11 protein-coding genes are annotated in these 11,958 nt (G+C 43.7%); 3 read left to right on the top strand and 8 right to left on the bottom strand.

The window, feature by feature from the left end:
* Positions 1 to 87 precede the first annotated feature (87 nt).
* The 8 genes from I6F54_RS03490 to I6F54_RS03455 all read right to left on the bottom strand — a co-directional run bounded on the left by I6F54_RS03490 (position 88) and on the right by I6F54_RS03455 (position 8,342).
* Entirely contained in the window at positions 88 to 231 is a 144-nt protein-coding gene (locus I6F54_RS03490; RefSeq protein WP_197139751.1) for a hypothetical protein, read from the bottom strand.
* Between the two features lie 336 nt (positions 232 to 567).
* The gene (locus tag I6F54_RS03485; protein WP_197119139.1) at positions 568 to 1,338 is read right to left on the bottom strand and encodes an SDR family oxidoreductase; all 771 of its coding nucleotides are present in this window, start codon (positions 1,336 to 1,338) and stop codon (positions 568 to 570) included.
* 9 nt (positions 1,339 to 1,347) lie between these two features.
* Complete coding sequence (gene mmsB, locus I6F54_RS03480) at positions 1,348 to 2,247, bottom strand: 3-hydroxyisobutyrate dehydrogenase (protein WP_197139749.1); 900 nt, start codon at positions 2,245 to 2,247, stop codon at positions 1,348 to 1,350.
* A 24-nt stretch (positions 2,248 to 2,271) separates the two neighbouring features.
* The gene (locus I6F54_RS03475) at positions 2,272 to 3,414 is read right to left on the bottom strand and encodes an enoyl-CoA hydratase/isomerase family protein (protein WP_197139739.1); all 1,143 of its coding nucleotides are present in this window, start codon (positions 3,412 to 3,414) and stop codon (positions 2,272 to 2,274) included.
* Positions 3,414 to 4,205 (bottom strand): enoyl-CoA hydratase, encoded by a 792-nt coding sequence (locus I6F54_RS03470; RefSeq protein ID WP_197139738.1) that lies wholly within the window; start codon positions 4,203 to 4,205, stop codon positions 3,414 to 3,416. Before I6F54_RS03470 ends, I6F54_RS03475 begins: the two co-directional genes overlap by 1 nt.
* 10 nt (positions 4,206 to 4,215) lie before the next feature.
* Positions 4,216 to 5,373: an acyl-CoA dehydrogenase family protein gene (locus I6F54_RS03465; RefSeq protein WP_165727517.1), complete on the bottom strand. Its 1,158-nt coding sequence runs from the start codon at positions 5,371 to 5,373 to the stop codon at positions 4,216 to 4,218.
* A gap of 167 nt (positions 5,374 to 5,540) precedes the next feature.
* The gene (locus I6F54_RS03460; RefSeq protein ID WP_197139736.1) at positions 5,541 to 7,031 is read right to left on the bottom strand and encodes a CoA-acylating methylmalonate-semialdehyde dehydrogenase; all 1,491 of its coding nucleotides are present in this window, start codon (positions 7,029 to 7,031) and stop codon (positions 5,541 to 5,543) included.
* A gap of 129 nt (positions 7,032 to 7,160) precedes the next feature.
* Positions 7,161 to 8,342: a thiolase family protein gene (locus I6F54_RS03455; protein ID WP_197139734.1), complete on the bottom strand. Its 1,182-nt coding sequence runs from the start codon at positions 8,340 to 8,342 to the stop codon at positions 7,161 to 7,163.
* Between the two features lie 330 nt (positions 8,343 to 8,672).
* Between I6F54_RS03455 and I6F54_RS03450 the strand changes: the two genes are divergently transcribed.
* The 3 genes from I6F54_RS03450 to I6F54_RS03440 are packed head-to-tail and all read left to right on the top strand — an operon-like array spanning position 8,673 to position 11,947.
* Entirely contained in the window at positions 8,673 to 9,107 is a 435-nt protein-coding gene (locus tag I6F54_RS03450) for a MerR family transcriptional regulator (protein WP_024592405.1), read from the top strand.
* Between the two features lie 46 nt (positions 9,108 to 9,153).
* On the top strand, positions 9,154 to 10,329 hold the full coding sequence (locus tag I6F54_RS03445) for an isovaleryl-CoA dehydrogenase (RefSeq protein WP_197139732.1): 1,176 nt from the start codon (positions 9,154 to 9,156) through the stop codon (positions 10,327 to 10,329).
* 10 nt (positions 10,330 to 10,339) lie between these two features.
* Positions 10,340 to 11,947 (top strand): carboxyl transferase domain-containing protein, encoded by a 1,608-nt coding sequence (locus I6F54_RS03440; RefSeq protein WP_197119144.1) that lies wholly within the window; start codon positions 10,340 to 10,342, stop codon positions 11,945 to 11,947.
* Positions 11,948 to 11,958: the final 11 nt, after the last annotated feature.

Genomic DNA, 11,958 nt, shown 5'->3' with positions numbered 1-11,958 from the left:
TTTTAATTTCGTCATTTTTTCACCCAAATTTGTATGCTTATTAGCATAACATTTCTTTCTTAATGGGTGGCCAAAATTACTGTACCACTACAAATGGCCAAGCAATTCCATTGCACTTTGAAATAAGGGGGATTCAATTGCCACGTTTTCTCCTAGGTGACTAACACCACTTTGGCGGTTTATAACACCACTTTTGGGGTTTATAACACCCCAAAACGGCATATATTGCATGGCTCAATAATTCCACCAAACAACTTCAATGTAAACAAGTGATTACGTATGTTGTAAAATTACCGTTGTTAAAATACACAAAACGACTTTTAATAATGTTATTGGACAAAACACAAGGCACTGTCTATACATACAGTTCACATTTGAAGTTGAATATTATTTATAAAATTTATCTTTTAACGATGATTAAAGAGCTTATGTATAGCAAGCTGTTTACAACAAAATACCAATGCCGTTACCAGCCCTTTTTCAAGATTATAAACTTCCCTATTTAAAACAAAAAAGCACAGCCCACAAGCGCCATGCTTTTTTAAATAAACCTTAATCCAGTTCGGTTTACAAACGAATCCCGCCGTCTATTTCAACCACGCGGCCGGTAAAAAAGTCGTTTTCGATTATGTATTGTGCAGTATGGGCAATTTCGTCGCTTTCGCCTAAGCGCCCTACGGGCGTTACTGCAAGCATACGCTGCTTGGCTTCGGGCTTCATGGCGTCGGTCATGGCGGTGCTTATTACACCTGGTGCAATAGCGCCTACACGTATACCAAAGCGGCCAAGTTCTTTAGCCCATGTGGTGGTAAGTGCCACTACGCCTGCTTTTGATGCTGCGTAGTTTGTTTGGCCTATGTTACCTGCACGCGCTACGCTCGACATATTCACAATTACGCCGCCTTTGCCTGATTCAATCATGTGGCTTGCAGCTTCGCGCCCGGCTAAAAACACACCGGTTAGGTTTACATCAATTACTGATTGAAATTGCTCAAGAGACATTTTTTTAACGACTTTGCCGTCTTTAGCCTTTATAAACATGCCGTCGCGTAAAATACCGGCGTTGTTTATAAGCACGCCAATGTGGCCAAAATCACTGTTAATGGTATTAAATACGTTTTCTACTTCGCTCTCAGCAGTTACGTTTGCGGCATACCCTTTAATGTTGCCTGTGACACCTTCAAGCTGTGTGAGTTGCTCGCATGCTGTATTAAGAAGCTCTTGCGCCATATCTATTAAAGCAATGTTTGCGCCCATAAGTGCAAACTTTTGCGCCATTGCAAAGCCTAAACCTTGTGCGCCACCGGTTATTACTACCGTGTTATTTTTAATTTCCACGCGTTGCTCCTACTTAGAAAACAGTTTAAAAATGGCACTAAAATCATCACTACCCGCACCTTGGTGCTGTAGCATAGTGTATAAATTTTTAGCCATTGAACCCATAGGGGTTGATGAATTACTTTGCTGCGCGGCTTCCATAGCAAGGCCTAAATCTTTAGCCATTAAATCAACCATAAAGCCTGGTTTGTAATCGTTACTTGCAGGTGCGGTATCCATTACACCTGGGCATGGGTTGTAAAGTTCAAGCGTCCAGTTACGGCCAGAACTTGCGGTCATTATGTCGCTAAGTACTTTAGGGTCTAGGCCGTTATTTATACCCATTTGCAGTGCTTCGCTGGTGCCTGCCATTAAAATGCTAAGCAGCATGTTGTTACATATTTTGGCAACTTGCCCTGCACCAATATCGCCTGCATGAAATATGTTTTTACCCATATCACTAAGCACTGTATTTGCTTTATTAAACGCTGCTTTTTCGCCGCCTACAATAAAGGTAAGTGTGCCTGCGGTTGCGCCTGCAACGCCGCCCGATACCGGTGCATCTACAAAGCTTATGCCTTGTTCACCAAGCGCACTGCCTACAACACGGGCTGATTCTGCATCTATTGTTGAGCAATCAATTACTAATGTATTTTTGTTCAGGACGTTAATTAGGCCGTTGTCGTCGTTATTACCTAAGTAAAGCGACTTAACATGTTTGCCCGCAGGTAACATACTAATAAGTACGTCAGCATTAGTTGCGCACTGTTTTGCATCAACTGCTGCTTTTGCGCCTTTGCTTGCAAGTTCGTTTACGACCGATTGGTTTAAATCGAACACGCTAACAGTATGCCCAGCTTTAATTAAGTTAGCCGCCATTGGGCCGCCCATATTACCTAAACCAATAAAACCTATGTTTAATTTACTCATAGTTGTTCCTTTTAGATACCAATTTTATTTAACAGCAAGCTCATTGAGCGGGTGGTTTTCGCCAAAGCGGTTAGCAAAAAAGCTATCTATTATTGTTTGTGGTACATCACTAAGTGTTTTGTATTGCCAATTTGGTGCACCGTCTTTATCTATTAGTAGCGCCCTTACACCTTCTTGAAACTCACCTACTTCGCCAGCGCGAACCGACATACCCAGTTCCATTTTAAAACACGCTAATAAGCTTTTGCCTTGGCTTGTTTTTAATTGTTCACTTACAAGTGCACAACTTAGTGGGCAGCCATGTTTAAGTGATTTTTGAGCGCGTTGTAGCCATTTATCGTCAGTGGTTAGCCCTAAAATGTAATCAACTTGCTCTTGCAAGGTTGTAAACTCACCCAGTTTTTGAATCGTTTTTAGGTTAGCTTTTACGTTGCCTTTGGGCATACGCGCCGACCGGTTGTCTAAATCGGTGAGTAAATCGGTTAATCGCTCATGATTTAGACTTGCCGTTTTGCCCCACTTGGCAGTTAAAATTTGCGCAAGCATGGCATCATATTTGTTGCTATCGATAAAGTGATCGGCAAGCGATACAAAACGTGCGTCGTCGCAGTTTATAGAAGCCGACGTTAACCCTAAAAATAACCCGACACTTTGTGGCATTTTATGTAAAAAGTAACTGCCGCCTACATCTGGGTATAAACCAATGGTTTGCTCTGGCATGGCAATGCGTGATGTTTCAGTTACGACGCGGTGGCTAGCACCGGCCATTAACCCTAAACCGCCGCCCATTACTATGCCGTTACCCCAAACAAGGATTGGTTTATCAAAGGTATGAATAAGGTAGTCAAGTTTATACTCTAGAGTAAAAAACTCTTCAACTAGGCTTGTTGGTTTACCTTGCGCCATTGCATGATGAAGGCTGACAACATCGCCACCAGCACAAAATGCTTTATCGCCAGCGCCTTTTAACAACACCATTGTAATAGCATCATCGTCTTGCCAAGCTTGCAATTGCGGCTCAAGTAATTTGATCATCTCAAAATTAAGCGCATTTAACGCTTTTGGCGCGTTGAGTGTAATAAGCCCTATTAAACTGCCGTTTTCTGCGGTTGCGGTTTCAAATATCACGGGCTCATCGGCGTTATTTAATAATGTTAAAGCACTCATTAGCCGTTTACCCAATTAGCGCGGCGTTTTTCTAAAAAGGCATTTACGCCTTCTTGTTGATCTTCGGTATCAAATAAACCAACAAATAATTCACGTTCAAGAGGCAATACACTTGCCATTGGTTGATGACGCCCTTTTTGAATCAATGTTTTACACGCAGCTACTGAGGTAGGGCTTTGATCGGCCACTTGGTTGGCAAGCTTTAATGCCGCTGCAAAGCTTTCGCCTTGTGATACTACTTCTTCTACTAAGCCAATTTGTAGGGCTTTATCGGCTTTTAAGCGCTCGCCGCATAAAATCATGCGTTTTGCCCAGCCTTCACCTACAAGCCATGCTAAATTTTGTGTACCACCCGCACACGGTAATAACCCTACTTTAGCTTCAGGTAGCGCCATTTGTGCTTGCTCTTCAGCAATACGTATATCGCACGCAAGGGCAACCTCTAAGCCACCGCCCATTGCATAACCGTTAATGGCAGCGACCGACACACCTCTAAAATTAGTCAGTGCTTCAAATGCTTCACCAAATACACGCGACATATCGGCGGCAACGCCTTTATCGCCACCTGCAAATACGTTTAGGTCGGCACCGGCGCTAAAAAACTTCTCGCCTTCGCCAGTCAGTACTAAGGCATAAATATTTTTATTATTGTTTAACTCGTTAACGGTATTTTTTAAATCAACTAAGGTGTCTTTTGTCCAGGTGTTTGCTGGCGGGTTAGACATCGTTAAAATTGCAACATGACCTTCGGTTGTAAGTTCAATACTTGGATTAGATTTAGATTCTGACATACATTGCTCCTTATAAAACGTCGCTTGCTGACTCGGCTAAAATACGGCGCGCAATAATTACGCGCATGATTTCGTTAGTGCCTTCTAAAATTTGATGAACGCGTACATCGCGTACATGGCGCTCAAGTGGGTATTCTTTTATGTAACCGTAACCACCATGAATTTGCAGTGCGTCGTTACACACGGTAAAGCCCACATCGGTAGCAAAGCGTTTAGCCATGGCGCAGTAAGTGGTTTTTTCAACGTCGTTATTATCAAGTTTGAATGCAGCAAGCCTTACCATTTGGCGCGCAGCTACAAGCTCGGTGTTCATATCGGCAATTTTAAATTGTAGTGCTTGAAACGCAGCCAATGGCTTACCAAATTGCGTGCGTTCTTTTAAATATTCGCGGGCGGTATTGAGTGCTGCCTGCGCTGTACCAATTGAACATGTGGCAATGTTAATTCGGCCGCCATCAAGGCCTTGCATCGCAAATTTAAAGCCTTCGCCCTCAGCCCCTAATAAGTTGTGCGCAGGAATGCGTACATCTTCAAAGCTAATTAGGCGTGTAGGTTGTGCGTTCCAACCCATTTTTTCTTCTGCTTTACCGTATTCAACGCCTTTTGCGTCGGCAGGCACTACAAATGCCGAAATACCCGCAGCGCCTTCGCCGCCTGTACGTGCCATTACCACTAGTACTTCGGTTTCGCCAGCGCCCGATATAAACATTTTTGAGCCGTTAATAACGTACTCATCGCCCTCAAGCACAGCTTTTGTTTTAAGTGATGCGGCATCTGAGCCCGAGCCTGGCTCTGTTAAACAATAAGAGGCAAGTAGCTCGCCCATGACTAATTGCTCTACGTATTGGTCTTTAACTGCATCGGTACCAAAACTTGCTACCATCCAGGTGGCCATATTATGAATGGTCAACATGGCCGTGGTTGCTGTACAGCCCATAGCAAGCTGTTCAAAAATAATGCTCGAATCTAAACGTGATAAACCAAGGCCGCCGGCTTCCTCTGGCGTGTATAAACCACAAAAACCAAGCTCGCCTGCTGCTTTAATCGTGTCTTTAGGGAAAATATGTTCGCGGTCCCATTTTGCTGCATAAGGTGCGAGTTCTGACTCGGCAAATTGTCGTGCTGTTTGCGCAAAGGCTTGTTGATCTTCAGATAAGTTAAAGTCCATGTTAGACCTCTTTAATTGTGTAAGTTATGTTAGTTGTGTTGTTAGTGTTTCCCGTTACGGGGATATCGTGACGAGCGGCGAAGGCTTATGTGTGTTGTGTGTGAAGTAGCCTTCGCGCCCATCTTTATTATTAATTATTCTTTTATTTACTCATTTTTTAATTACGATTATTTTAAGTTAATGCTCATGTTTGGACCCGAAGCAATATCATCTTCAAACCAACGTGAGGTAATCGTTTTAGTTTCTGTGTAAAAACGAATACCTTGCTTACCGTACGTGTGCGTATCGCCGTAAAACGAGCCTTTCCAACCAGTGAACGAAAAGAACGGAAGTGGCACCGGAATTGGTACATTAATACCTACTTGCCCTACTTCAATTTCGTGTTGGAATTTACGAGCCACTGCGCCGCTTGAGGTAAATAACGAGGTGCCGTTACCGTAAGGGCTGTCGTTAATAAGTGCGATTGCTTCATCAAGCGTGTCTACAAACATACACGCCAGTACGGGGCCAAATATTTCTTCTTTGTATAAATCCATCTCTTTGGTTACATCGGTAAATAACGTTGGGCCAACCCAGTTACCTTGCTCAAAACCTTCAACTGTAAAGTCAGAACCATCAATTAAACAGGTAGCGCCTTGTTCTTTACCACCGGCAATAAGCGATAAAATACGCGACTTTGCTGCTTTTGATGTTTGTGGCCCGTATGCTGCTTTTGCATCATCCCACACACCTGGGCGTACATTTTCAAAGCCTGCTTTAATTTCATCTACCCATTCGCTCGCTTGGCCTACAAATACAGCAACCGAAATACCCATACAACGCTGGCCAGCAGCACCTACTGATGCGCCTACTAGGTTATTTACAACGTGCGATTTACTTGCATCTGGCATAATAACCATGTGGTTTTTAGCACCAACACACGCTTGAACGCGTTTAAGGTTTTGCGTGCCTTTAGAATAAATATAAGCACCTACACCACACGAACCAACAAACGAAATAGCGCGTACTGCTTTATCTTCTAGTAGACGGTCTACTTGTGGTTTTGTACCGTGTACAACTTGTAATACGCCTTTTGGTGCGCCCGCTTCAATAAATAGCTCGGCTAAGCGCGTTGGTGTAAGTGGGTCTTGCTCAGACGGTTTTAAAATAAAGGTGTTACCACACACAATAGCCAGCGGGAACATCCAAAGTGGGATCATCGCAGGGAAGTTAAACGGAGTAACGCCCGCACATATGCCAAGTGGCTGCATGTAAGAATACGTATCGATTTTACGCGCTACGTTTTCCATTGTTTCACCCATCATTAATGATGGTGCGTTCGCTGCTTGTTCTACTACTTCAATACCACGCCAAACATCGCCTTTTGCATCTTCAAATGTTTTACCCAATTCGTGGCAAATAATGGTAGCAAGCTCATCGTGATGTTCTTTTAATAGCGCCGCGTACTTCATCATAATGCGAGCACGTTCAGTAATGGGTACGTCTTTCCATGTTTTAAACGTTTCAGAGGCTGAGGCAATTGCTGCGTCCATTTCTGACTCGGTGGTACATGGCACTTGTGCAAGTACTTCTTGAGTTGCTGGGTTTATAACATCGATAAGCTCTTTAGACGCTGATTGAATAAATTCGCCATTAATAAGTAGTGGTACTTGGTGCATGATTAAATCCTAGTGTGTGAGTTGTGTGTTCTCTTTTAAAATTGGTAGCGCCGCTTTGTTAGTATTATGAGTGCAGCGCCTTTATAGTTATTCGTTAAAGTATTCGTCTAGCTATTCATGTAACCCTAATTAGTACGCTTCTACGGCCATAGCAACCGCTTCACCGCCACCAATACATAAAGACGCAATGCCTTTTTTAAGGCCTCGGTTTTTAAGGGCATGAATAAGCGTTACTAAAATACGCGCGCCGCTTGCACCAATTGGGTGGCCAAGTGCACATGCACCGCCGTTAACGTTTACTTTGCTTTCATCAAGTTTTAACTCGTTAATAGCCAGCATGGTTACCATGGCAAATGCTTCGTTAATTTCCCAAAGGTCAACATCGTTTACAGCCCAACCTGCTTTTTCAAGCACGCTGCTTATTGCCCCTACTGGCGCTACTGTAAATTCACTTGGTTTTTGAGAGTGAGTACTGTGCGCCACAATTTTACAAAGCGGTGTTAAGCCTTGCTCTTTTGCTTTTGATTCGCTCATTAATATAAGCGCCGCGCCACCGTCTGAAATTGACGATGAATTAGCGGCTGTAATGGTGCCGTCTTTTTTAAAGGCTGCACGTAAGGTAGGAATTTTTTCTGGGCGGGCGTTACCTGGTTGCTCGTCAATCGAAACTGTTACATCACCTTTGCGTGTTTGCATTGTGTGCGGTGCAACTTCGTTATCAAAGCTACCATTTTGTATTGCTGCTTTTGCTTTACTTAATGAGCCTAATGCAAACGTATCCATTTGCTCGCGACCAATGCCGTATTCGTCGGCGGTGTCTTGTGCAAAACAACCCATTGCTTTGTTGTCGTAAGCATCTTCAAGGCCGTCGCTCATCATGTGATCTTTTATTTCGCCATGCCCCATACGCATTCCGCCACGCGCTTTTGGAATAAAGTACGGTGCGTTTGTCATGCTTTCCATGCCACCAGCAATAGCAGATTGAATAGAGCCGGCTTTAATTAAATCGTTTGCAAGCATGGCTGCTTTTAAACCAGATCCGCACACTTTATTAATTGTTGTAGCGCCAGTGCTAAGTGCAAGCCCTGCTTTTAACATTGCTTGGCGTGCAGGCGCTTGCCCAAGCCCTGCTGGTAATACACAGCCCATAATTACTTCGTCTATTGCATCATTAGCTAAACCAGTTTGTGCAAGTGCACTGGCAATGGCGGTAGCGCCAAGCTCGGTAGACTGCGCATCACTTAACGCTCCCATAAAACCACCCATTGGGGTGCGTTTTGCTGCTACAATTACCACTGATTCTAAAGTCATAACTAACTCCGTTGTAATTTAATGCAAATAATTGTTAGTATATTTGCTCTATTAATTTAGTATTCATTTATTATTTAATACCTACACACAATACTAACGTTTACGCCAACGTCAACTAAAAACAGCTTAATTTTTAGTTTTATAAGTGTAAGCATTATTTTCCAGCTGTTAGGCCACACTGAGGAAATAAAATTAACCTACTGAAAATTAATAAAATAAGTCAACTCTTCGCGCCAACATTCCTTTATAAATAGTTTCAAAACACACCAAGCTTTACCTTTACGTAAACTTCACTTATATTGGAGTTATTCGAATGAGGTAAATACAATTATGAAACCAGATAATCAAACAAACTTTGCAAGCTCAGCCAAAATGCCGGCTAGTAATGAACAAACATTTAGCATTAGCGAACTCGCTAAAGAATTTGACATTACAACCCGCTCTATTCGCTTTTACGAAGATCAAGGGTTAATAACGCCTGATCGTAATGGTCAAACACGTATTTATTCAAAACGCGACAAAGTTCGCTTAAAACTAATATTACGTGGTAAACGATTGGGCTTTACGCTTGCCGAAACCGGCCGTTTGTTTGAACTGTACGACGCTGATAAGTCGAGCGCTAAGCAGCTGGTTACCATGCTTGATTTAATAGCTGATAAAAAGTCTGACCTATCTCAACAAATGGACGACATTAAAGTTGTTCTTATGGAATTAGTGACGGCCGAACGCCGCTGCAGAGACACACTTAACAAAATAGACGAGTAGCCTATTTTAAGAATAACAACACACTGACGACACACAGGAATGAATCATGAGCACTATTTCACTATATAAAGAAATGAACTTTGGCCTAGGCGAAACCGCCGATATGATCCGCGACCACGTAAACAGTTTTGCGAGTCAGGAAATTGCCCCGCTTGCTGAAAAAACTGACTTAGATAACGCTTTTCCAAATCAACTTTGGGCACAAATGGGCGAAATGGGCGTACTGGGTATGACCGTATCTGAGGAGTTAGGCGGCGCGGGGTTAGGTTACTTAGAACATGTTATTGCTATGGAAGAAATTAGCCGTGCCAGTGCCTCTATTGGCCTAAGCTATGGCGCGCATTCAAACCTGTGTGTTAATCAAATTAACCGTAATGGCACACAAGCTCAAAAAGAAAAATACTTACCTAAGCTTATTAGTGGTGAGCACATTGGTGCCCTTGCAATGAGTGAGCCTAATGCAGGCTCTGACGTTGTATCAATGAAACTTAAAGCTGAGAAAAAAGGCGATAAGTACATTTTAAACGGTAACAAAATGTGGATCACTAATGGCCCAGACGCACATACATTAGTTATTTACGCTAAAACAGATTTAGATGCTGGTGCTAAAGGCATTACCGCGTTTATTGTAGAGAGTGACTGTCCGGGTTTTTCTACGGCGCAAAAGCTAGACAAACTAGGCATGCGTGGCTCAAACACCTGTGAGCTGGTATTTGAAAACTGCGAAGTACCCGAGGAGAACATTCTAGGTAACTTAAACGAAGGCGTTAAAGTACTTATGAGTGGCCTTGATTACGAACGCGTAGTACTTGCAGCAGGCCCGCTTGGCATAATGCAAGCGTGTATGGATATAGTAGTACCGTACATTCATGAGCGTAAACAGTTTGACACCCCTATTGGGCAGTTTCAGTTAATTCAAGGCAAAGTAGCCGACATGTATACACAAATGAATGCTGCGCGCTCATATGTATACACGGTAGCTCGCTCTTGTGACCGAGGTGAAACCACCCGTAAAGATGCCGCCGGTGCAATTTTATACGCCGCAGAGCTTGCAACCAAAATGGCGCTAGATGCGATTCAAATTTTAGGTGGCAATGGCTACATAAACGAATACGCAACAGGCCGCCTGCTGCGTGACGCCAAATTATACGAAATTGGTGCAGGTACATCAGAAATACGCCGCATGCTTATTGGCCGCGAACTTTTCACTGAAAGCCGTTAAGGATTAAACCATGACGATTTTAAAATCGAGCGTTAATCCTCACGATCCAACGTTTGTGCAAAACCATAAAAACATGTCGACGCTGGTGGATGATTTACGCAGTAAAGTAGCCACTATTAGCCAAGGCGGAGGCGCCGCATTAAAAGAGCGCCACGAAGGCCGTGGTAAGTTATTTGTACGCGACCGTATAAGTACGTTAATTGACGAAGGCTCACCGTTTTTAGAAATTTCACAATTTGCGGCATTTGGTGTGTACGAACAAGCAATACCGTGCGCCGGTGTTGTAGCCGGTATTGGCCGTGTTAAAGGCATTGAATGCATGATTATTGCAAACGATGCCACGGTTAAAGGCGGTACGTACTTTCCGCTTACTGTTAAAAAGCATTTACGTGCACAAGATATCGCAGAGCGTTGCCACTTACCGTGTATTTATTTGGTTGATTCGGGCGGTGCAAACCTGCCAGAGCAAGACGATGTATTTCCCGATAAGCTGCATTTTGGTCGTATTTTTTATAATCAAGCGCGTATGTCGGGTAAAGGTATCCCACAAATAGCCGTGGTAATGGGGCTGTGTACTGCAGGGGGTGCATATGTACCTGCAATGGCCGATGAAAGCATTATTGTAAAAGATCAAGGCACTATATTTTTAGCAGGCCCGCCGCTGGTAAAAGCAGCAACAGGCGAGGAAGTAACAGCCGAAGAACTTGGCGGCGCCGATGTGCACTGTAAAGTGTCGGGTGTTGCCGACCACTTTGCTGAGAATGATGCTCATGCGCTTTCTATTGCGCGCCAGTGTATTGAGCGAATTAATTACACACGCCCTACAGCCCCTCTTCTAGAGGATGTAAAACCACCGCGTTACGATATTAACGAGCTTTACGGCATTGTAGGCACCGACCTTAAAAAGCCATTTGATGTACGCGAAGTAATAGCGCGCACAGTGGACGACTCATCATTTGATGAATTTAAACGCTACTTTGGTGAGACACTCGTCACCGGTTTTGCCAGCATTTATGGCAACCCTGTTGGCATAGTGGCTAATAACGGTATTTTATTTAGTGAGTCGGCGCAAAAAGGCGCGCACTTTATTCAGCTGTGTGCTCAGCGCAATATTCCTTTGGTGTTTTTACAAAATATTACTGGCTTTATGGTGGGTAAAAAATACGAAGCCGAAGGCATTGCAAAGCACGGCGCTAAAATGGTGATGGCGGTTTCGTGTGCTGATGTGCCTAAATTTACAGTACTTATTGGCGGCTCTTACGGCGCAGGTAACTACGGAATGTGTGGCCGTGCATTTGAACCTACCATGATGTGGATGTGGCCTAATGCCCGTATTTCGGTAATGGGCGGCGAGCAAGCAGCCGGTGTAATGGCGCAAGTTAAACAAGATGGTTTAGCACGCAAAGGTCAAAGCATGAGCGAGCAAGAAATCAGTGACTTTAAAAAGCCAATTATTGATCAGTACGAAGAGCAAGGTCATCCGTATTACGCCAGCGCCCGCTTGTGGGATGACGGCATTATAGACCCTGCCGATACGCGTAATGTATTAGGGCTTGCGTTAACGGCTGCGAACAACGCACCAAAACGTGATTCGAAATTTGGCGTATTTAGAATGTAACCGGAGCGCAA

The organism is Pseudoalteromonas sp. SWXJZ10B, assembly GCF_015864475.1.
GTDB classification, from domain to species: domain Bacteria; phylum Pseudomonadota; class Gammaproteobacteria; order Enterobacterales; family Alteromonadaceae; genus Pseudoalteromonas; species Pseudoalteromonas arctica.
Note: the sequence above shows the minus strand (reverse complement) of the source record. Positions and strands in the feature narration are given on the sequence as shown.

Coding starts and splice junctions, on each gene's coding strand:
- I6F54_RS03490 (WP_197139751.1), bottom strand. CDS start 231: ATGCAATATATGCCGTTTTGGGGTGTTATAAACCCCAAAAGTGGTGTT.
- mmsB (WP_197139749.1), bottom strand. CDS start 2,247: ATGAGTAAATTAAACATAGGTTTTATTGGTTTAGGTAATATGGGCGGC.
- I6F54_RS03475 (WP_197139739.1), bottom strand. CDS start 3,414: ATGAGTGCTTTAACATTATTAAATAACGCCGATGAGCCCGTGATATTT.
- I6F54_RS03470 (WP_197139738.1), bottom strand. CDS start 4,205: ATGTCAGAATCTAAATCTAATCCAAGTATTGAACTTACAACCGAAGGT.
- I6F54_RS03465 (WP_165727517.1), bottom strand. CDS start 5,373: ATGGACTTTAACTTATCTGAAGATCAACAAGCCTTTGCGCAAACAGCA.
- I6F54_RS03460 (WP_197139736.1), bottom strand. CDS start 7,031: ATGCACCAAGTACCACTACTTATTAATGGCGAATTTATTCAATCAGCG.
- I6F54_RS03455 (WP_197139734.1), bottom strand. CDS start 8,342: ATGACTTTAGAATCAGTGGTAATTGTAGCAGCAAAACGCACCCCAATG.
- I6F54_RS03450 (WP_024592405.1), top strand. CDS start 8,673: ATGAAACCAGATAATCAAACAAACTTTGCAAGCTCAGCCAAAATGCCG.
- I6F54_RS03445 (WP_197139732.1), top strand. CDS start 9,154: ATGAGCACTATTTCACTATATAAAGAAATGAACTTTGGCCTAGGCGAA.
- I6F54_RS03440 (WP_197119144.1), top strand. CDS start 10,340: ATGACGATTTTAAAATCGAGCGTTAATCCTCACGATCCAACGTTTGTG.